We start from the raw sequence: 18,499 nt of genomic DNA on the forward strand, positions 1-18,499 counted from the left end.
TTTGTCTTTGGGTGTTCATTTGCGCCGTTTTCACGCAAAACTGCGCTCAATGAACCCCCAAGTTCTATTTCGCTTGTTTCGCGTAAAAACGGCGCAAAGCAACACCGCAAATACTTCGATTGTGATTACGCACTTCGTGCGAATCAAATTGCAAAAATCCCGTCATTGCGAGGCGAATATCGCCGAAGCAATCTAAAAAATAAAATCCCGTCATTGCGAGAAGTCGCACTTTGGGCGACTTCGTGGCAATCCATTTTTAGATTTTGCGATTATTTGTCATTCTCGCGCGAAGCACTTGTGCGAAGCGAAGAATCTTAAAAAATTTCCCCCTCCCTTGCGGAGAGGGATTAAGGGGGTGGGTAATTTTCGCATTAGATTTTGCGTGTAGATTCTGCGAAATGAGTGCAAATCGCAGAATCTGCATTACTCTCCGCCATTGCGAGATTTTGCGAATTTTGCAGAATCTAATGTGTAGTCGCAGAATCCGCTCCCATTTCGTCATTGCGAGGCACGAAGTGCCGAAGCAATCCAAGATTCTGCGATTCGCAGAATCTAATAAACAAAACGGCGAAAATATCGCAGATTCTGCAAATCAAATAAAAATCGCAGAATCTAAAACAGATATGGATTGCCACGATTCTGCTTTGCAGAATCTCGCAATGACGGATTATTTTACCCACCCCCTTAATCCCCCTCCGCAAGGGAGGGGGAAAATTTGTTCAACCTCCGCAATGGATATGTGATTTTTTGTAAAATCCGCGCTAGATTCTGCGATTTTCGTGCGAGTCGCAGAATCTGATACAAAAAAACACAAAATCGCAGAATCTAACACAAAAAAATCCCAAAACCGCAGAATCTGACACAAAAATCCCAAAATCGCAGAATCTAACACAAAAAATCCCCAAAATCCATCGCATTTCACAAATTCGCAAAATTCTAATATCGCTCACATAAATACACATAATCGCAGTGTTTGCAGGGTTTTATATCCTCACAACGCACGAAATCCACCTCGCCACCTAGCGCACCAAGCGCAGAATCTAGCATTGCTTTTGCGCTTGATTCCGCGCTTTCATCCATAATGATTTCTTTATTGTTTAGCAAGTCAAAATAAAGGCATTCGATTTCACAAGAGCCGTATTCGCGCTCAATAGCAAGTTTATAAATCAAAAGTTGCAAAAATCCATTTTTCCCCAAAATGTCGGTTTGGAGTTTGTAGTCGATTATGCGGATTTTCTCCCCCACCTTGTCAATTCTATCGATTTTGCAGGTAAAGTCAAACCCGCCAAATGCAAACTCCACGCTTTTTTCCACCGCCAAAATTTTCGCTCCATTTTTTAACGCGCCACTTTGCTCTCTAAAAAACGCGCTTAATTTTTTTAGCATAATTTCTAAGTCTAATCTCTCGCTCTGCGCGTAAGATTCTGCGAATGCCCTAATTTTATGTAAGTCAAAATCCTGCCCCATTTCGCAGAGTAAATTATGGATTTTTGTGCCTAAAAATTCCTCTTTTTCCTCGCTACTACGCAGTTTTTCGCATAAATATGAAAAGTAAAACTTCCGCTTGCAATCCAAAAATATTTTTATCGAACTCGCAGAGAGGCGCATTTGCGGGACTTTTGCGATGATTTTATCATCAAAATATTTTTTTGCCTCGCCCACCTCATAAAAATGCCACATTTTATCGCCGTCAAACTCCGCCACCTCGCACAATTCGCCCAAATCATTTAGCAAACTCGCCATCGGCGCATTCTTGCAACACGCGATTTCGACAAATTCCGCATTATTTATCAGCATAAAATAATAGTGCCTTTGCAAGTTCTCTTTATCGCGCAGAGTAGGGAGGTTTAGTCGCTTTCGCAGAGCGGTATTTAAAAACATATCATTATCATTTAGCGCGGGGATAAACTCGCTATTAAAATCTACGATAATAACCCTCTCAAATTTAATCAATCTACTCTCCAAAATCCCCATTACACGCACTTTACCGCCGTTATTATCATCTAAATTTTTGATATTTTTTAGCAGAAATTCGATGATTTCATCGCTGCTTAAAGTCGCCAAAATCTCACGCATCGCAAAAATTTCCGCATCAAAGTCATTTTTCACCGCTTCTAAAATCTCATCACACGATTTTTGGCGTAGATTCTGCACTTTTTTAATCAACTTTATGTCCTTAAATCCCATCGCATAATTTAGATTTTTCTCAAACAACTGCAAATATTTCGCAAAATTCTCATCAGGCAAAATCACCGCAATGCTCTGCGCTCCGTCACTCAACCACTCATTTATCTTCGCAATCACAAGCAAAACTTGACTTATCCGCAAGTCAAATTTATAGAGATTGATTTGCTTTGTGTGCCTTTGCAACGCGCCTTTTTCGCGGAGTTCGCCATCATTTAGGCAAAGCGAATAGTGTGTATTTTGGGCGAGATTCTGCGATAGGATATTTTGCAAAAGATTTAGATTATATTTTGTGGTGGTGAAAAATAGCGTGAGATGGGTAGATTCTGCGATTTGGCGTAAAAGTTGCAGTTCTTTTGCACTCAAAATCCCACCTAAAAAAATATCGATTTCATCATAAGTTTGCAGGAATTTTTGATTGATTTTGTGATTTTTATTGCTTAGATTTTGCTTTGCTAACTCGCTTTGATATTTCTCATAAATGCGCTCCAAAACGCTCAAATGGTCGCTGTAATCGCCATAAGTATCGTGCGTATCAATGTCACTAATTTTCACATTCGCAGAATCTAACTCATCAAAAAACTGAAAAATAAAATTTGAATGCTCCAAAAAACTAATGAAACTTTTCTCAAATCCCAAATCGCTAATTTCGATATTTTTAATCGCCCTCCACAAAAATAAAATGCGGAGATTCTGCGAAGTTTGCGCGATATTTCCGCCACTTAGCGCGTATTCAAAAAACTCGCCAATGCTTTTGCAAGGTGGCAAAAACGCAGAATCTGAGTTTTTCGCAAACTCTAAAAGTGCCCTTTGCGAGGAAAATACGGAGAGTTTCATAGAGTTTAGCGAGATTTTGCGGGAGATTCTGCGATTTTTGCGGTGGATTCTGCGAATTTTGTTGCGATAGATTCTGCGCCGAGATGTTTTGCGATTGTTTGCGCTACGCCCTTTGCGCTAAATCCAAATCGCTCAAACACCGCTTCGCCCTTGCCACTTGCGCCAAAACTATCCATTCCTATCACAAAATCCGCAAATCTATACCATTCTAACCCGCGCGAAGCTTCAAGCGCGAAAATTTTGGGATTTGATTCGCCTGAATCTTTTATAGATTTGCTTGAATCACGCCCTAAGATTCGCTCAATAAACGCGCTATCTTGTTTTATAAACAAATCAAAGCACGGCACAGAAACCACGCGCACGGAAATGCCTTGCGATTCTAATAGATTCGCCGAATCTAATGCCAAATGCACTTCGCTACCGCTTGAAAGAATGACTATTTTTTTGCGTGAATCGGCGTTAGATTCGCCACAAAAATCCTTTAAAATATACGCACCACGCGAACAATCGATATTATGCGAATCTAAAATAGGCAGATTTTGGCGCGATAGCACAAAGGCGCAAGGGAGATTTTGCGACAAAGCAATTTGCCAACATTGCGCGTTTTCATTGCCATCGGCTGGGCGAAATACTAGCAGATTTGGCATAGCGCGAAAATGGCTTAATTGCTCGATAGGCTGGTGCGTTGCGCCATCCTCGCCCACGCCAATTGAATCGTGCGTCCAAATATAAAACACGCGCAAGTGGCTAATCGCGGCGATTCGCACACTTGGGCTCATATAATCGCTAAACACAAAAAATGTCGCACAAAACGGCACAAAAAGCCCATAAGCTGCAATCGCATTGCAAATCGCTCCCATCGCGTGTTCTCGTATGCCAAAGTGCAGATTAGCACCACGCGGAAAATCGCCACTATTTTTTAGCGCGGTATTGTTTGATGGGGCTAAATCCGCGCTACCACCGATAAAACTTTTGCCGATGAATCCTTTGCAATGTTCGCTAATAGCATTTAAAATAATGCCGTTTGTTACGCGCGTAGCGATACCTTTTTCGTAGTCTGCCTTGCTAAAATGCGGAAGTTTTAGCGAATCAAAGTTTGGATTTAGTAGCGAATCAAACAGCGATTTTTTACCACTGCGCTTTAAATTTTGAAGCCACATTTGATAGTGCATATCGCCCACTTCAACCGTGCTCTCAAAGGCGATTTTGGCATCTTTTGGAATGACAAATTCGCCCACAAATTCGCCCCCCGCCATTTTTTTGGCTCTCTTTAAAATCTCCGCTCCCAAAGGTGCGCCGTGTGATTTGTGGCTACCCTCTAACTCTAATGCACCTTTTGCGATTTTGGTTTTGGCGATTATAAGTGTGGGTTTTGTCGCCTTTTTTGCGCGTTTGAGTGCCAAATCTATTTGCCTAAAATTATGTCCATCAATCTCAATGACGCTAAATTTTTGCGCCAAAAACCGCGCTTTGACATTCTCATCAAAGGCGATTTTCGCACTCCCTTCAATCGTAATGCCGTTGCTATCATAAATCAAAATTAAGTTATTTAGCCGATGAAGTCCCGCCAAAGAACACGCCTCATAGCTTATCCCCTCGCTCAAATCGCCATCGCCACAAAAGCAATAAACTTTGTGATTTATCAGTTTTTTGCCAAGCAGTTTTTGTGCGTATTTAGACGCTAATGCGAATCCCACCGCATTTGCAACGCCCTGCCCAAGCGGACCTGTCGTCATCTCAATGCCATCAATCAGCCCATATTCAGGGTGTCCCGCCGTTTTGGAATCCAACTGCCGAAAATTTTTCAAATCCTCCAAACTCACATCATAACCACTCAAATGCAAAAAGCTATAAAGAAGCGCACTTGCGTGTCCACCGCTAAAAATAAGCCTATCGCGGTTTATCCATTTCGGCTCTTTTGGATTGTGGATTAGGTGCTTTGAGAGCACAGCAAGAAAGTCGGAGAGTCCCATAGCAACGCCGGGGTGTCCGCTATTTGCCCTTTGCACCATATCCGCACTTAAAAATCGCAGTGTGTTTGACATTTTTAGCTCTAAATTCATATTATGAAGTCCTTTTGTAAGTTGAAAAATGAAATTTTAGCAAAAAATGTTAAATTCGCAGAATCTATCTTAAAAAATTGTTTAGATTCTGCGAATCGCTTTTGATTTGACAAAATTCGCGCAAATCGCGCGAAATCACTCGAATCTAAAATGTATAAACATACCTTGCAAATCCTATGATACTCAAACCACTCTCATCACTTGAAATTAAATTTCCGCGTGGTTGAACAATCGCTTCGATTGCGTGATGGTCTTTTATCACAAAACGCAAACCAATATTACCACCGACTGAAAAATTAGCATCACCAGAAGGACAAGCCTCCCATTCGGGAGTAGTGCTAACTCCACCACCTTCATTGTAGTTATTGCTACACATTCTATCGTATTTATAATTTGTTAAGCCACCGCCCAAATGAAGTCCTACAATCATACCAACTTTAAATTTTTGAGATTTGTTAAAGTTAAACATTAAATCCAAATTGCCACTAAAAATATGCGCATCTATGGGATTTATCCCAGCTGTGGAGAAAAGAAACTGATAGTCCGCATAAAGGCGCGTTCCAAAGATTCCACTCTCTCCAAAAAACCACTTATAACCCAAAAGCAACTCGCCACCATACTCCACGCGTGAGTTGTTAATCGTGTATTCACCATAATATTGAGTGCTTCCATAAGTTACATCAATCGTATATCCCAGCGCAAGTCCCGCGCCTAGCATAAATCCGCTAGGTTCTTTTGAGTTGTTATCGAGATTTTGCTGTGGCTGTGTGGATTCGCCACTTTTGGCTTGCTCTATTTGCTTTTGCAACTCCAAAATGCGCAATTCTTTTTCAAGTTGCTCGATTTGCGCGTCTTGTGAGATTTCTTGTGCGCTTAGAGCTGTGGCAAATGCGATTGCAAGTGCGACTAAATTTATGATTTTCATTCATCCTCCTTTTGTAAAAAAGAGAGAATTGTAACTGCCCCCCCCTTAAAGTTTTCTTAAAAAATCCTTAAAGTTTTCTTAAATTTTCGCGCGAGATTCTGCGAATCAAATAAAATTTACAGAATCTGTTAAATTTTTCGCGCGAGATTCTGCGAATCGCTTTTGATTTGACAAAATTCGCACGAATTTATATAATTCGCCGTTTTTTTAAACAAAAATTGCCTTTTGGCGATTTTGCATTTTTCAAAAAAATCGTTCTTTCAAATCAAATTTTCTAAATCAAAATGCGAAGTATTGTGGAGATAAAATCGTGGTTTTACGAGGCGAACAACGAGATAGGACATAGAAGTCCATCGAGGCAGTGAGCCGAAGTAATCCGCGATTTTAGCCCACAAGACAAGCACTTTTGGGGCTGATTGGCGTTCGACTAGGATAATTCGGCGTTAGACTGCATACCAGTTTGATAAATCTGTAAAATTATCACCTAAATTTAAACGCTAACAATAGCAAACTTGCTCCAGCCTACGCTAAAGCTGCGTAGTCTTAACTAACCTTTTGGAGCGGGATTTGGCGGGTTTCTAGCATTCGCTTAAATCTCTAACCTTTCGCTAGATGCGCTTTTATCGATATTTGGGGCGATAAATGGCAAAGAAAATGCCCTAAATTGCTTATGTGCGTTTGCGATTCGGCGCACATAAAAAGATTTAGATTTGCTTTAAGTATGTCGAGGTCTCTTGCTAAATGTTTTAGGACTGGGGTTCAATTCCCCACAGCTCCACCAGATTCTGCGATTTTTCATCATTTCATTTTTTAAATTTTCATCATTTTTACAAGTTTTTTGCATTTAAATTTTTGCACTTAAATTTTTTCGCACTCGCAAAAATTCAAATTAAATAAAAACAATTCTTATTTTTTAAGTTAAATTTTATGATTCACTCACTAAAATTCGCAAAATTTTTTCAAAAAAGGTGGTTTTATGGAGTTTCTTAAAGAATATAGCGATTTGCTTGTGTTTGCGATTTTGGGATTTATGAGCTTTTTGGTGGTGTGGTTTAGCGTGGAGCGGGTGATTTTTTACAGACGCTTGAATCTCACGAGCTACACGCGATTAGAGGACTTTGAAGAGGCGATTACCAAAAATCTAACTACGCTTTATATAATCTACTCAAACGCCCCATACATCGGGCTTTTAGGCACGGTGGTGGGTATTATGATAACCTTTTATGATATGGGCGTAAGCGGGACGATGAGCGTAAAAGACATTATGCTAGGGCTCTCACTCGCGCTAAAAGCAACGGCACTAGGGCTTGTAGTGGCGATACCCACGCTAATTATTTATAACGCATTTTTGCGAAAAGTGGATATTTTGCTAAATAAATTTAGGGGCGCAAAATGAGATTACCCCGCAAAGATGGGCTAAACATCGTGCCATTTATCGACATAATGCTAGTGCTTCTTGCTATTGTTTTAAGCACGGCGACTTTCATCTCGCAAGGGCACATCAAAATCAACCCCGCTGAATCAAGCTCCGCACAAGCACCCAAAGACAATCAAACGCTTATAATCACCATTGACAGCGCGAATCAAACATATATCGATAGTAAAAAGGTGTCATTAGATGAGATTCGCGCGAAAATTAAGGCACTAAAAAAAGGCGACTTAATCGAACTCACAAGCGATAAAAACGCCACATTTCAGGCGTTTATTGACATTTTAGATATCATCAAAGAGAGTGAAAATGAAAACTTTGTTATCAAAACTAAAAATAAATAAATTCTCGCCCTTGCAGATTGGCTTTATCGCTTCTTTTATCCTACATAGCGCGCTTTTTGCGTCTTTGCTGGACTTTAAAAGGCTCACACGCGAAAATTCAATGCAATCAAAATCGCTAAATATCGCCATCGCAAACATCGCAGGGCAGAGTTTAGATTCACAACAAGCAAAAAAATCGCCCCAAAAAAAGCATAAAAAGCATAAAAAACACAAACACAAGCACAAAAAACATAAAGTTTTGCAAAAAGAAATGCCTGTTGCGCCTTCACAAACGCCACCGCAAGAGCAAAAAATACAAGAAATCGCAGAATCTAGCGAAGATTCGGCGGTAGATTCGAATGCTGGTGCGAGTGTGAATCAAGGCGAAATAATAGAAATTTTAGGCAGTGGCGATGCCTTGCACGCAAGCATTTTAGATATCATCAACAAAAATCGGGGCAACTACCCCAAAATGGCGCGAATGCAAGGATTGCAAGATAAGATTCGCGTGGAGTTTATTTTGCTTGTAAGTGGCGAAGTGCGGGAGATTCGCATAATCTCTGGGCGACATAGGATTTTGAATAATGATGCCATTTCGGTGATAAAGCGCAGTGCGGGGCAGTTGCCAAAGCCGGAGAGGAATAAAAGGGTGAGTGTGGTTTTGGCGTATGATTTGGTGAAGTAAAATGCTTTCAATTTGTTCTGGGGTATGCGATTTCGCACTTGTAAAAATTTTCGGGCGTTCGCAGACCATTAGTCTAGTCTCACGCCCGAAAATTTTTACAAATACAAAAGCCACACCGCCATTACTTCGATTGTTGCTTCGCAAGGCGAATCAAAGTGTGAAATTTTCGTCATTGCGAGACTTGCCAACGCCGAATCGAAGCAATCCAAAAAAACAAAGCGAATCGTCTCCATTTCGTCATTGCGAGAAAATGCGTAGCATTTTCGTGGCAATCCAAAAAAAAGTCATTCTGTGCGAAGCGTTAGCGTAGCGAAGAATCTCAAAAAAACTCTCCCCCTCCCAAATGCGCGCGGGGGATTAAGGGGGTGGGTAAAAATCCCGTCATTGCGAGAAAATGTGAATTGCAGAATCGAACAAAAAATGCAGAAATCGCAGAATCTAGCGTATTTATTTTCGTCATTGCAAGGCGAATCGCAGAATCTAATAAACAAAATGGCGAAAATATCGCAGATTCTGCGTTTATTTTTGTCATATTGAGCGTAGCGAAATATCTCCGTCATTGCGAGAAGTCGCACTTTGGGCGACTTCGTGGCAATCCACAATAAAATCAAATCCGTGCGAAGCACCCGAATCTCGCCCGCTTCGTGGTGCAAAAAATCGGGGCAAGGGGCAAGTCAGTGCCACCCGCCGATTTTTTGCTAGAAGCGGAGAAGGCGAGGCTCTCCCCCTAAAAGCGAAAAAGCGGCTGCTTTTTGGGAACACAATTTAAATAAAGTCGGGGGGAGCGGGGCGGGGGGTGCAGCCCTTTTTGCGAAAAGATTCAAGTGAATCTAAAAAACAAAATGACGAAAATTTGGCAGATTCTGCGAATCGCACGAAAATCGCAGAATCTAACACAATTTCGCAGAATCTGAAATAGATTGCCACAAGAATTCCGCTACCGCTCACTCTCTCGCAATGACGGAAAAAACGCAGAATCTAGATTCTGCGAAAGGCAACAAAATCGCAGAATCTGTCCTAACTTCGTCATTGCGAGGCGCACGAAGCGAAGCAACCATCCAAATCAGGCGAATTTAAATCACAAAACGAATCAATGCCCCACAAGCAAATCAATGCAGATTCATTGCAAGTAAGTGATTCGTCTAAAACGCAGATTCTTCCTAATGGATTGCCACGATTTTGCTACTCAAAATCTCGCAATGACGGAAAAAAACGCAGAATCTATGCGAGAATCTCGCAATGACGGAGAGTAATACAGATTTTACAAATCGCAGAATCTCGCACGAAATCGCAGAATCTAATGCGAAAATTACCCACCCCATAAATCCCCATCCGCAGGGGAGGGGGGACAAGAGAGTTTCTACGATTTACGCAAATCTCGCGCAATTTCGCAAAGTTTCGCGAAAATTCACATTTTCATTTCTACACATTTTTTACAAGTTTTTTGCATTTTTAAAAACAATTCTTATTTTTTAAGTTAGATTTAAAAATTAAATCGCTATATTTCGCCCTTTAAAATTCAAAAATGGAGAAAATTATGAGAAAAACAAAACATTCAATGCTTTTAGCGTCCTTGCTCTTGGGGGGGGGCGCAATTAGCGTTGCGTTAAGCGATGAGTTAGCAACAAGCGAAGATGAAGTTTATGTCGGCGAGAGCGTGATAAGCGCAAGTGGTTACGAGCAGAATCTAAAAGACGCCCCCGCGAGTGTGAGCGTGGTAAAGGCACAGGATATAAAGTCCCGCCCCGTGCGCGATATTGCGGAGGCGATTTCAAATGTGCCGGGCGTCTCTATCGATAGCAGTGTAAGCAAAACGGGCGGATATGGCATTAGCATTCGTGGTATGGGTAGCGCATACACGCTGATTTTAAGCGATGGCAAACGGACAAATGGCGATTCAAGCCTTTTCCCAAATGGATTTGGCGATAGTGTGACTAGTTTTATGCCACCATTAAGTGCGATTGAGCGAATCGAAGTCATACGCGGTCCCGCTTCTACGCTCTATGGTAGCGATGCGATGGGAGGCGTGGTAAATATCATCACAAAGAAAAACTTTGAGCGATGGGGCGTAAGTGTCGGGGCAAACTACACAGCGCAAGAAAGCAAGGCATTTGGCGATACGATGGGATTCAATCTCTACACCGCAGGTCCGCTAAATGAAGCGAAAAATTGGGGATTAATCTTTCGTGGTAACTTTCAAAATCGCCTCTCCGCAAGAAGTCTAAAAGTCGTCCCCGCAAACGGCAACACACTCAAAGACGCCTCCCGCAATCAAATCGTAGGATTAGCCCCAATGCTTGGATACAATCTAGGGACGCGAATCCTTTGGAGCGATACAAACACCACGCACAGCGGAGCACCACTAAATAGCGTGTATTTTGATGTGGATTATGCGCAGTTATCGTATGATAATAAAAAAGGATTGCTTGGCGACTATAAAGGCGATAGAGCGGCAAACGGCTATGGCGCGGATATGAATATCTATCGCTTTAATAGCATTGTCAATCACAAGGGCAACTATATCGATGACTCAAATGCGACTTTGCAAAAATTAAGCGTTGAGACTTCTTTGCAATACAATCTCACCGCAAATCCCGATAGATTCATCCCAAAAGACGCATTTAGCAACAACGCAACTTCGGCACACGGCGTTAGCAAGGGCGACTCCCGCGCACTCATTGGCAATGATATCATTTTAGACTCCAAAGCCCAAATGCTATTTTATTTCAACCCTATCGTAAGCTTGAATCTAACCGCAGGTGCGCGATATTGGTATAATAACTTCAAAGATAATCTCTTTGCCGTAGCGGGTAAAAAAGCCCTCCAAGAGCAACACATCGGCGCGATTTTCAGCGAAGGCGAAGTGATGCTAGTTGATAGTGTGTTTATCACCGCTGGTGTGCGCGGTAATTTCAACTCCATCTTTGGCGCAAATGCTTCGCCCCGCGCATATATTGCTTATAATGCAATCGATAAATGGCTAACGATAAAAGGTGGGGTTTCAACGGGATATAAAACTCCGGCACTCTCAAATCTCATAAACGGCGTGGCAAATCTAAGCGGACAGGGCACAACTCACACTTATGGCAATCCTAAATTAAAGCCTGAATCTAGCGTAAATTACGAGCTGTCAATCATAAGCGATAATGATTATTTTAACGCCTCTCTTACGGGATTTTACACGGATTTTAGCGATAAAATCACAACTATTTCTGGCGCACCCGCTGGATTTTCGTGCTCGGCAACAGGCACTAATGGTGGCGGTGGCGGTGGCGGTAACGGCGGTAGTTGCTCGCACTACATAAATGCCGACAGAGCGATAACCTACGGCGCAGAAGTCGCACTTGGCATAAAACCCATTTTTGTAGGATATGGCGATGTGAGCTTTGATTCAGCCTATACTTTCACGCACTCCAAAGTCACAAAGGGCAAAAATAAGGGCGAGAGACTTACAAATGTGCCTTTGCATAACTTTAATGCGTCCCTAAACTACGATAGCGAGTATTTTGGTGGATATTTGCGCGGTGAAATCAAAGCGGGGATTTATCGTGCAGGGAGCGGTCGTGGTAATGACAACGGCGCAAAAGAGCGGGCGGCACTTGGCGAGTTTTATAAGCCGATTTATTTAATGCACCTTGGATTTTACGGCGTGCCGATGAAAAATCTTCGCATAAACTTTGCCATCTACAACTTGCTAGGGCAGAATTTTATCGATTATGTGGCGTATAATGGGAGCACTTATGCGAATAATTATAATTATATACGAGAGGGGAGAAGGTATTTCTTATCATTGCAATATGAGTTTTAAGTGTGGCGGGGGCAATTTGTGTCTTGGGTGCATTTTTCGTAGATTTGGCAAATTTCGGGCGTTCGCAGACCGCTAGTCTAGTCTCACGCCCAAAATTTGCCAAAAACTACAAAACCTCCACCGCCATTACTTCGATTGTAATTTGCTATTGCAAATTATTTTGTCATATTGAGCGTAGCGAAATATCTCCGTCATTGCGAGATTTGCCAAAGGCAAATCGTGGCAATCCAAAAAAAATAATCCGTGCGACAGCACCGAATCTCGCCCGCTTCGTGGTGCAAAAAATCGGGAGGAAGGACGCAGTAGTGCGTCCGCCGATTTTTTGCTAGAAGCGGATTAAGCGAGGCACTCCCCCTAAAAGCGAAAAAGCGGCTGTTTTTTGGCGAGTAGGGGGGGCGGGGGGGGGTGCAGCCCTTTTTGTGAAAGAAACAAGCGAATCAAAGGGGCAAAATGGCGAAAATATCGCAGATTCTGCGTTTCACGCGAAAATCGCAGAATCTAATGAAAAAACTGCTAAAAACGCAGAATCGCAGAATCTTAAAAAGAGATTCTTCGCCTACGGCTCAGAATGACAAAAAAAGTGCAGTGCAGAATGACAATGTGGATTGCCACGATTTGCATTCGCAAATCTCGCAATGACGGAAAATAACGCAGATTCTACGCTAGATTCTGCGAAACAAACGAAAAACGCAGAATCTAATGAAAAAACTGCTAAAAACGCAGAATCTAAATAGAGATTTTTCGCTCATTTCATTCGCTCAAAATGACAAGGCAATTTATAGATTGCCACGATTTTGCTACGCAAAATCTCGCAATGACGGATTTTTCGCGCTAGATTCTGCGATTTTGTATTTTTCGCACGATTCGCAGAATCTCAAATTTTCGCACGAATCGCAGAATCTAGATTTTGCGAATCGCACACAAATCGCAGAATCTAATACAAAAAATACCCACCCCCTTAATCCCCCTCCGCAAGGGAGGGGGAAAAGTTTGTGCGAATCTCATCCGCAAGGGAATTTATTTCGTCATTGCGAGGCGAATCGTAGATTCGCCGAAGCAATCCATTTTCACAAAATCCCGCGCAAACTTAAATCATTTTTCATTATAATTTCGCATTTTTAAAAAGGGAGCGATGATGAGTGATTTGACAAATGCGCTAGATTCTACGATACGCCTTGATTTTTTGCAAAATCCGCCACTAAATTCGGCACTTGCTAATCTTATGACGCCAAATTACGCATTTAGCTCGATTGCCGACAAAGAGGCTACTTCGCGCATAAAATCCGCACGCAACGCCATCTCAAAGCTATTTGGCAAACAATCCGCTTTGCCTTTTAGCTTCACTTCAAGCGGGTTTGTGGAGCTATTTTTGCAGTTTAAAAAAATCTATTTTTTGCCTAGTTTGCATTATGAGATTCGCCACGCGTTAGAGATTGTGCGCCCATTTGTGGCGTTGCAAGAGATAAAAGATTTAGCGCAAAATTTAGATTCTACGCAAAAAGATTCTACGCTTTTCATCGCTCCACTCATAAATGAGGACATTTTTAGCCTTAATCAAATCCCGCAGACTTGCAACGCTACCCTTGCGCTTGACATTAGCTACGCCCTTGCTTTGGGGCTAGAAGTGCCACAAAATGCGGATATTTTACTTGCAAACGCGCTCCCGCTTGGACTGCCACGCGATTTTGGACTAATAATTAGCGATAAGATTTACTCTTCTACGATTCACAAAAACGGCGTTAGCGAGGCGTTTTTAGGCGCGATAAATGAGCGCAAGGCAAAGAAATTTAGCGTGGATTTAAGCTACACGCTTTTTGAGAAATTAAAGTCGCTTTTTGGCAAGGATATTGATTTATTAACGCGCGATTTTGCCCCGCACACGCTACCTTTGCGCCTCCGCCATATCAACACGCGCTATTTGATTGAGCATTTGTATTTGGATAGCGTTTTCATTCAGCCCTCACAAGACTGCGCTTTGGGCTTTGTGAAACCATCGCACACGCTTTTATCGCTTGGGTTTAGCCCAAAACAAGCGCGTGAGCTGTGCGCTGTGAGCTTTGAGAAGCTTACAAATGCGGACTTAGTGGCGCAAAAAATCTTTGAATCTTACAAAATGATTCGACTAATGGAGTTTTAAATGATGGATTTAGATAAATATTTGGAGCTTTTAAGTGGGCTAAAAGTCGCGCACAAGGGCGAAAAACGCATTAGCATTTTAAAGGCAAAAGGGCGGATTTTGAGCGAAAATATCACTTGCAAAATCCCCATTCCGCGCTTTGATAACTCCGCGATGGACGGCTATGCGGTGCGTTTTGAGCGGGGCGCGAAACCTTACAAAAGCTATTGCATTAAAGGTAGCATTTTTGCAGGGGATTGGCGTGAGTATATTTTGCAAAAAAATGATGCGTTTTGCATTATGACGGGCGCAAAAGTGCCAAAAAATTGCGATTGCATAGTGCAAAAAGAAAAGGTTGAGATTCGCGGCAGTGAAGCGATTTTGCAAGTTACGCCACAAAAAAATCAGTGCATAAAATTTTGTGGTGAGGATTTCAAAAAAGGCGAAATTTTGCTAAAAAAAGGCACGATTTTGGATTCAAATGCAATCGGTATTCTCGCAACGCAGGGCATTAGCAAGGTATGCGTGAAAAAGCGCGTAAAAATTATCATTTTTGGCAGTGGCAATGAAATCGCGCCTTTAGATTCGCCACTCAAAAACAATCAAATTTATGATATAAATTCGCATTTTATCCGTGCGAATTTTGGCAATTTGAATTGCAAAATCAAATACGGCGGGATTTTGGGTGATAGCGCGAAAACGCTTGAAACCGCGCTAAAAAAAGCAGCGCAAAAATATGACATTATCATCACAAGCGGGGGCGTTAGCGTGGGCGAAAAAGACTATATTCACGCGGTTTTGGCAAAAATGGGCGCAAAAATTTTGAGCGATGGCATAAACATAAAGCCCGGACGCCCTGTGGTGCTATCAAAATTTAACGCAAATCGCAAAGATTGCTTTATACTATCATTGCCCGGAAATCCCATAGGTGCGTTTTTGCAGAGCTATTTTTGTCTGCCGATTTTGGTGGCAAAATTTAGCGGTGTGCCTTTTAAGGGATTTGATTCGCTTATAGATTCGCGTGAAATGCCAAATGGCGCGGATTTTAGGGCGACAAAAGGCACAGCGCATATTATGCTTGGGAGTGTAATGGATTGGCAATTTTTTGCCTTTAATGGTGGCAAATATCAAGGCGCACAAGTCGCCCCGTTGCTTCAAAGTAACGCGTTTGCGATTATTCAAAACAAAGATTTTGTCAAAAAAGGCGAGATGATTCGCATTTTGCCTTATAAAGTGAAATTTATGCAGAATCTAGGCTAGATTCTGCGATTTTCGTGCTTTTTTGATAAAGCGCAGAATCTAGCGCAAAATTTATGCTATAATTTGCACTATGAGTAAAAAAGATTCGACAAAGTCTAAAATCAACGCACTAATATCTGCGATGGTGGTGTTTCTTACAGCGTTATTGGCTGTAATTGGCTATGCTTTTGTTAATTATGAAACGCTTGGTTTTTTCAAGGGTTGCTGTGTTGTTGTTGCTTTGATTATATTGACGATTTTGTTTTGCTTGTGCGTGTTTTTTATAAAAAAGGACTTAAAGCGATTGGAGAAAATGAAATGACTGGGATTTTTGTTGTAATTTTTGGGCTTTGCTGTCTTATTTTTTGTGCGGTTTTTGCGGGTAAAGTTTTGGTTTTGGATGATTAGTGTATTTTTGCAAAACGCCGATATTTTTAGGTTAATGCGAGGCGATGTAAAAAGAGGTAAAAAATGAAAAAGATTTTGTTTGGCGTGAGCGACACGGAGGAATGCAGAAAGGCAGTGGGTTGCCTTGTGAAGCTATTTAGTGGCGTGGCAGAGTTTGAAATTTCTTTGCTACGCGTGGTTAGCGAAGTGTTGGTTTATGCTGAATCTGGCGTTTATGATTATGACAATATCCAAGCAGTGCAAAATGTCGATTCTTGCGAACTTTTGAGCGAATTTGAAGCGAAATTTTTGGAGCACAAGATTCGCACCCATAGGATTGTAAAGCGCGGAAATGCGGCGGATATTTTGCTAGAACTAGCCGAAACGCACGATTTGCTAGTCATCGGTGAGAGTGAAAGCTCGATTTTGCACCGCATTTTTAATTCGCACCAAGATTTGTTTATCTCCGCATCGCCTATCCCTGTGCTGATAGCGAAATAGATGAGATTTAGAAAGGGGGACAATATGAAAAAAATAACAGCGATTTTAGTGAGCGTTGGGGCGTTTGCGGTGAGTGCAAATGCCTTTGAGTTTGGCTATATGGGCAATCGTAGCTTTGGAATGGGCGGAGCTGGCGTAGGCGTGGCAAATTCTGCGTGGGGACTCTACTACAATCCTGCATTGCAGGGCGTGGATAATAAATATAAAATCGGCTACTCGCTAGGTGCGCGAATCAAAGAGCACGGCTTATCAAAACTAAAAGATTTCAATCTATCTAATATTCAAAACGGCTCTACGGCGCAAATAAACTCAATTTTACAAGATAACGAAGTGGCAATCACAAGCGAAAATGGCGTAGTTGTGCAAATCCCACTGCATTTAAGCGCGAGAATTAGCCAAAGTATCGGTGCTGGATTTTTCTACACAAAAAGGGGCGCGATAAATTTCACGGGATATTTGAATGGCAACGGCAATAACACAACTAGCCTAGATAAGGCAAATAACGCCTTTATGGTTACAAACACGCTAGATACACTCGAAGTGCCTGTGAGCTATACAATACAAGTTTATACAGGCGGATTTGGCACATTTCACGCTGGAATCGCGCTAAAATATATCTACGCTGGGCATAGCGCAAGTAAAAGCAAACTTACAAATGATATAAATATCACAAATGCGACTAATGAGATTTTCAAATCGCCATCAGGTGCGCGGACACACACAGCGGGGATTGACATAGGATTCGCCTACGCTGCGCCAAATGAATGGATAGTCATCGGCGTTGTGGCAAAAAATATCAATTCGCCCGTTTTGAAAGCGCAACATTTGGTTGATACAAACGGCACGCCCGCGAATAATGACAAGCTAAAAATGGACGCGCAATATCGGCTAGGTATTTCTACAAGGGCGATTCCTATGACGACTTTGGCGGTGGATTTTGATTTGAAGCCAAATTATGAATTTAGCGGATTTAACACAAAAGTCGATACTAATGCAAATTCTATCGGTGTAATTCGTAGGGAGGTGCAGTATATCAGCTTTGGCGCAATGCTAAATGCGGGACTTTTGGACTTGCGACTTGGCGCAGCAAAGGACATAAAAGAGAAAAACGCAAAGGACGGGTGGCTAGTTAGCGCGGGAATCGGCTTTGGCTACTTTGACTTTTCGTTTTTTAGTAGCACAAAAATGTCAAAAGTTGTCAAAAATCTCCCCACAGAGTTTGGATTCAAACTTGGCGGAAGTTTTAGCTTTTAGGGTGTGATATGAGCAAAAAAGATTCAAGTAAAGCTACAATAAACATACTTACAGCCGCAATGGTGGTATTTATGACATCACTACTTGCCGTTATTGGATTTATTTTTATTCATCGCCGAAATTTTGATTTTGTTGATGGATGTTTGGTTATAGCTGGTATAATTGGACTGGCTATACTTATGTGTGCGTGTATATTGTGGTTAAAAAAAGAAATTAAACGATTGGAGAAAATGAAATGATTGGATTATTTGTTTTGATATTTGCATTTTTAAGTCTTGTTTTTTGTGTGTTTTTTATGGGTAAGGTTTTGACTACGCACGACTAACGATTGGAGAAAATGAAATGATTGGTTTGTTTGTTTTGACATTTGGAGTGATGTGCGTTATATTTTGCGTATGCTTTGCGCTTAAAACATTGAGTTCAATATAGTTGAGTTATGGTGTGATATGAGCAAGAAAGACAATGTCAAAGCTAAAATTAGCTTTTTTCAAGCTATTATTATTGTGCTTGTAACTACGCTGTTTGCAATATTTGGCTATACGGCAATTCATTATAAAGAATTTGATTATTTGCTTGGAATTGGCACAGCGATAGGCATTGCTTTACTTATCATTTTGCTTTGCGTGTTTGGTAAATATTTTAAAAACAACCTTGATAAATTGGAGAAAATGAAATGATTGGAATTTGCGTGGCATTATTTGCAATAATTGGACTTTTTGGCTCTTTGCTATATATCGCTAGGATTATA

General features: G+C 41.5%; 26 protein-coding genes, 1 other RNA gene and 1 pseudogene. 23 read left to right on the forward strand and 5 right to left on the reverse strand.

Annotation, left to right across the window (positions count from 1 at the left end; genetic code table 11):
• Position 1: 1 nt before the first annotated feature.
• The 3 genes from ACWIUE_RS00380 to ACWIUE_RS00390 are packed head-to-tail and all read left to right on the forward strand — an operon-like array spanning position 2 to position 743.
• The gene (locus ACWIUE_RS00380) at positions 2–196 is read left to right on the forward strand and encodes a hypothetical protein (RefSeq protein WP_454133843.1); all 195 of its coding nucleotides are present in this window, start codon (positions 2–4) and stop codon (positions 194–196) included.
• The gene (locus tag ACWIUE_RS00385) at positions 166–318 is read left to right on the forward strand and encodes a hypothetical protein (RefSeq protein ID WP_454133845.1); all 153 of its coding nucleotides are present in this window, start codon (positions 166–168) and stop codon (positions 316–318) included. Before ACWIUE_RS00380 ends, ACWIUE_RS00385 begins: the two co-directional genes overlap by 31 nt.
• The gene (locus ACWIUE_RS00390) at positions 264–743 is read left to right on the forward strand and encodes a hypothetical protein (RefSeq protein ID WP_454133847.1); all 480 of its coding nucleotides are present in this window, start codon (positions 264–266) and stop codon (positions 741–743) included. Before ACWIUE_RS00385 ends, ACWIUE_RS00390 begins: the two co-directional genes overlap by 55 nt.
• On the opposite strand, the gene ACWIUE_RS00395 is transcribed toward ACWIUE_RS00390, so the two are convergent.
• From ACWIUE_RS00395 to ACWIUE_RS00410, 4 genes and pseudogenes are all read right to left on the reverse strand, one after another.
• Complete coding sequence (locus ACWIUE_RS00395; protein WP_454133848.1) at positions 668–922, reverse strand: hypothetical protein; 255 nt, start codon at positions 920–922, stop codon at positions 668–670. The two genes, ACWIUE_RS00390 and ACWIUE_RS00395, sit on opposite strands and share 76 nt — an antisense overlap.
• 14 nt (positions 923–936) lie before the next feature.
• Positions 937–3,021 (reverse strand): PD-(D/E)XK nuclease family protein, encoded by a 2,085-nt coding sequence (locus ACWIUE_RS00400; RefSeq protein WP_454133850.1) that lies wholly within the window; start codon positions 3,019–3,021, stop codon positions 937–939.
• Between the two features lie 83 nt (positions 3,022–3,104).
• A pseudogene (tkt, locus tag ACWIUE_RS00405) lies at positions 3,105–5,084 on the reverse strand (transketolase); the annotation flags it as partial.
• Between the two features lie 145 nt (positions 5,085–5,229).
• Positions 5,230–6,009 carry an outer membrane beta-barrel protein gene (locus ACWIUE_RS00410; protein WP_454133852.1) on the reverse strand — a complete coding sequence of 260 codons (780 nt, stop codon included), beginning with the start codon at positions 6,007–6,009 and terminating at the stop codon, positions 5,230–5,232.
• Between the two features lie 408 nt (positions 6,010–6,417).
• On the opposite strand from ACWIUE_RS00410, the gene ssrA reads away from it, so the two are divergent.
• The 8 genes from ssrA to ACWIUE_RS00450 all read left to right on the forward strand — a co-directional run bounded on the left by ssrA (position 6,418) and on the right by ACWIUE_RS00450 (position 9,365).
• Positions 6,418–6,790: a transfer-messenger RNA gene (gene ssrA / locus ACWIUE_RS00415) on the forward strand.
• 195 nt (positions 6,791–6,985) lie between these two features.
• Positions 6,986–7,405: a TonB-system energizer ExbB gene (gene exbB / locus ACWIUE_RS00420; protein WP_454133854.1), complete on the forward strand. Its 420-nt coding sequence runs from the start codon at positions 6,986–6,988 to the stop codon at positions 7,403–7,405.
• Complete coding sequence (gene exbD / locus ACWIUE_RS00425) at positions 7,402–7,782, forward strand: TonB system transport protein ExbD (protein WP_454133856.1); 381 nt, start codon at positions 7,402–7,404, stop codon at positions 7,780–7,782. The genes exbB and exbD overlap by 4 nt, the downstream gene beginning before the upstream one ends.
• A complete protein-coding gene (locus tag ACWIUE_RS00430; protein WP_454133858.1) occupies positions 7,748–8,446 on the forward strand; it encodes a TonB family protein in 699 nt (232 codons plus the stop codon). Before exbD ends, ACWIUE_RS00430 begins: the two co-directional genes overlap by 35 nt.
• A 1-nt stretch (position 8,447) precedes the next feature.
• Entirely contained in the window at positions 8,448–8,756 is a 309-nt protein-coding gene (locus ACWIUE_RS00435; protein WP_454133860.1) for a hypothetical protein, read from the forward strand.
• A gap of 55 nt (positions 8,757–8,811) precedes the next feature.
• Positions 8,812–9,051: a hypothetical protein gene (locus ACWIUE_RS00440; protein WP_454133862.1), complete on the forward strand. Its 240-nt coding sequence runs from the start codon at positions 8,812–8,814 to the stop codon at positions 9,049–9,051.
• The gene (locus ACWIUE_RS00445; protein ID WP_454133864.1) at positions 9,006–9,215 is read left to right on the forward strand and encodes a hypothetical protein; all 210 of its coding nucleotides are present in this window, start codon (positions 9,006–9,008) and stop codon (positions 9,213–9,215) included. The genes ACWIUE_RS00440 and ACWIUE_RS00445 overlap by 46 nt, the downstream gene beginning before the upstream one ends.
• 27 nt (positions 9,216–9,242) lie before the next feature.
• Entirely contained in the window at positions 9,243–9,365 is a 123-nt protein-coding gene (locus tag ACWIUE_RS00450) for a hypothetical protein (RefSeq protein ID WP_454133866.1), read from the forward strand.
• Positions 9,366–9,606: 241 nt separating this feature from the next.
• Here ACWIUE_RS00450 and ACWIUE_RS00455 read toward each other — a convergent pair whose 3' ends face one another.
• Positions 9,607–9,768 carry a hypothetical protein gene (locus ACWIUE_RS00455; RefSeq protein WP_454133868.1) on the reverse strand — a complete coding sequence of 54 codons (162 nt, stop codon included), beginning with the start codon at positions 9,766–9,768 and terminating at the stop codon, positions 9,607–9,609.
• A gap of 215 nt (positions 9,769–9,983) precedes the next feature.
• Here ACWIUE_RS00455 and ACWIUE_RS00460 point away from each other — a divergent pair, with 215 nt between their 5' ends.
• From ACWIUE_RS00460 to ACWIUE_RS00515, 12 genes are all read left to right on the forward strand, one after another.
• Positions 9,984–12,254, forward strand: coding sequence for a TonB-dependent receptor domain-containing protein (locus tag ACWIUE_RS00460; RefSeq protein WP_454133870.1), 2,271 nt, complete (start codon positions 9,984–9,986; stop codon positions 12,252–12,254).
• 23 nt (positions 12,255–12,277) lie between these two features.
• Complete coding sequence (locus ACWIUE_RS00465; protein ID WP_454133872.1) at positions 12,278–12,583, forward strand: hypothetical protein; 306 nt, start codon at positions 12,278–12,280, stop codon at positions 12,581–12,583.
• A gap of 121 nt (positions 12,584–12,704) precedes the next feature.
• Positions 12,705–12,893: a hypothetical protein gene (locus ACWIUE_RS00470; RefSeq protein WP_454133874.1), complete on the forward strand. Its 189-nt coding sequence runs from the start codon at positions 12,705–12,707 to the stop codon at positions 12,891–12,893.
• Positions 12,860–12,988 (forward strand): hypothetical protein, encoded by a 129-nt coding sequence (locus tag ACWIUE_RS00475; RefSeq protein ID WP_454133875.1) that lies wholly within the window; start codon positions 12,860–12,862, stop codon positions 12,986–12,988. The genes ACWIUE_RS00470 and ACWIUE_RS00475 overlap by 34 nt, the downstream gene beginning before the upstream one ends.
• On the forward strand, positions 12,954–13,376 hold the full coding sequence (locus ACWIUE_RS00480) for a hypothetical protein (protein ID WP_454133877.1): 423 nt from the start codon (positions 12,954–12,956) through the stop codon (positions 13,374–13,376). The genes ACWIUE_RS00475 and ACWIUE_RS00480 overlap by 35 nt, the downstream gene beginning before the upstream one ends.
• 13 nt (positions 13,377–13,389) lie before the next feature.
• Positions 13,390–14,391, forward strand: a complete 1,002-nt coding sequence (locus tag ACWIUE_RS00485) for a hypothetical protein (RefSeq protein WP_454133878.1) — start codon at positions 13,390–13,392, stop codon at positions 14,389–14,391.
• Positions 14,392–15,630: a molybdopterin molybdotransferase MoeA gene (locus tag ACWIUE_RS00490; RefSeq protein ID WP_454133880.1), complete on the forward strand. Its 1,239-nt coding sequence runs from the start codon at positions 14,392–14,394 to the stop codon at positions 15,628–15,630. It begins immediately after the preceding gene.
• Between the two features lie 70 nt (positions 15,631–15,700).
• Complete coding sequence (locus ACWIUE_RS00495) at positions 15,701–15,931, forward strand: hypothetical protein (protein ID WP_454133882.1); 231 nt, start codon at positions 15,701–15,703, stop codon at positions 15,929–15,931.
• A 149-nt stretch (positions 15,932–16,080) separates the two neighbouring features.
• Positions 16,081–16,497, forward strand: coding sequence for a universal stress protein (locus ACWIUE_RS00500; RefSeq protein ID WP_454133884.1), 417 nt, complete (start codon positions 16,081–16,083; stop codon positions 16,495–16,497).
• A gap of 24 nt (positions 16,498–16,521) precedes the next feature.
• Positions 16,522–17,751 carry a conjugal transfer protein TraF gene (traF, locus tag ACWIUE_RS00505; protein WP_454133886.1) on the forward strand — a complete coding sequence of 410 codons (1,230 nt, stop codon included), beginning with the start codon at positions 16,522–16,524 and terminating at the stop codon, positions 17,749–17,751.
• A gap of 8 nt (positions 17,752–17,759) precedes the next feature.
• Entirely contained in the window at positions 17,760–17,990 is a 231-nt protein-coding gene (locus ACWIUE_RS00510; RefSeq protein ID WP_454133888.1) for a hypothetical protein, read from the forward strand.
• A gap of 207 nt (positions 17,991–18,197) precedes the next feature.
• Positions 18,198–18,428, forward strand: coding sequence for a hypothetical protein (locus tag ACWIUE_RS00515; RefSeq protein WP_454133890.1), 231 nt, complete (start codon positions 18,198–18,200; stop codon positions 18,426–18,428).
• Positions 18,429–18,499: the final 71 nt, after the last annotated feature.

The organism is Helicobacter sp. 23-1045, assembly GCF_053654655.1.

Excerpts from the sequence above, each read along its gene's own strand:
- ACWIUE_RS00400 (WP_454133850.1), bottom strand. The coding sequence starts at position 3,021 with ATGAAACTCTCCGTATTTTCCTCGCAAAGGGCACTTTTAGAGTTTGCG.
- ACWIUE_RS00410 (WP_454133852.1), bottom strand. The coding sequence starts at position 6,009 with ATGAAAATCATAAATTTAGTCGCACTTGCAATCGCATTTGCCACAGCT.
- exbB (WP_454133854.1), top strand. The coding sequence starts at position 6,986 with ATGGAGTTTCTTAAAGAATATAGCGATTTGCTTGTGTTTGCGATTTTG.
- exbD (WP_454133856.1), top strand. The coding sequence starts at position 7,402 with ATGAGATTACCCCGCAAAGATGGGCTAAACATCGTGCCATTTATCGAC.
- ACWIUE_RS00430 (WP_454133858.1), top strand. The coding sequence starts at position 7,748 with ATGAAAACTTTGTTATCAAAACTAAAAATAAATAAATTCTCGCCCTTG.
- ACWIUE_RS00435 (WP_454133860.1), top strand. The coding sequence starts at position 8,448 with ATGCTTTCAATTTGTTCTGGGGTATGCGATTTCGCACTTGTAAAAATT.
- ACWIUE_RS00455 (WP_454133868.1), bottom strand. The coding sequence starts at position 9,768 with ATGGGGTGGGTAATTTTCGCATTAGATTCTGCGATTTCGTGCGAGATT.
- ACWIUE_RS00460 (WP_454133870.1), top strand. The coding sequence starts at position 9,984 with ATGAGAAAAACAAAACATTCAATGCTTTTAGCGTCCTTGCTCTTGGGG.
- ACWIUE_RS00470 (WP_454133874.1), top strand. The coding sequence starts at position 12,705 with ATGGCGAAAATATCGCAGATTCTGCGTTTCACGCGAAAATCGCAGAAT.
- ACWIUE_RS00480 (WP_454133877.1), top strand. The coding sequence starts at position 12,954 with ATGAAAAAACTGCTAAAAACGCAGAATCTAAATAGAGATTTTTCGCTC.
- ACWIUE_RS00485 (WP_454133878.1), top strand. The coding sequence starts at position 13,390 with ATGAGTGATTTGACAAATGCGCTAGATTCTACGATACGCCTTGATTTT.
- ACWIUE_RS00490 (WP_454133880.1), top strand. The coding sequence starts at position 14,392 with ATGATGGATTTAGATAAATATTTGGAGCTTTTAAGTGGGCTAAAAGTC.
- ACWIUE_RS00495 (WP_454133882.1), top strand. The coding sequence starts at position 15,701 with ATGAGTAAAAAAGATTCGACAAAGTCTAAAATCAACGCACTAATATCT.
- ACWIUE_RS00500 (WP_454133884.1), top strand. The coding sequence starts at position 16,081 with ATGAAAAAGATTTTGTTTGGCGTGAGCGACACGGAGGAATGCAGAAAG.
- traF (WP_454133886.1), top strand. The coding sequence starts at position 16,522 with ATGAAAAAAATAACAGCGATTTTAGTGAGCGTTGGGGCGTTTGCGGTG.
- ACWIUE_RS00510 (WP_454133888.1), top strand. The coding sequence starts at position 17,760 with ATGAGCAAAAAAGATTCAAGTAAAGCTACAATAAACATACTTACAGCC.
- ACWIUE_RS00515 (WP_454133890.1), top strand. The coding sequence starts at position 18,198 with ATGAGCAAGAAAGACAATGTCAAAGCTAAAATTAGCTTTTTTCAAGCT.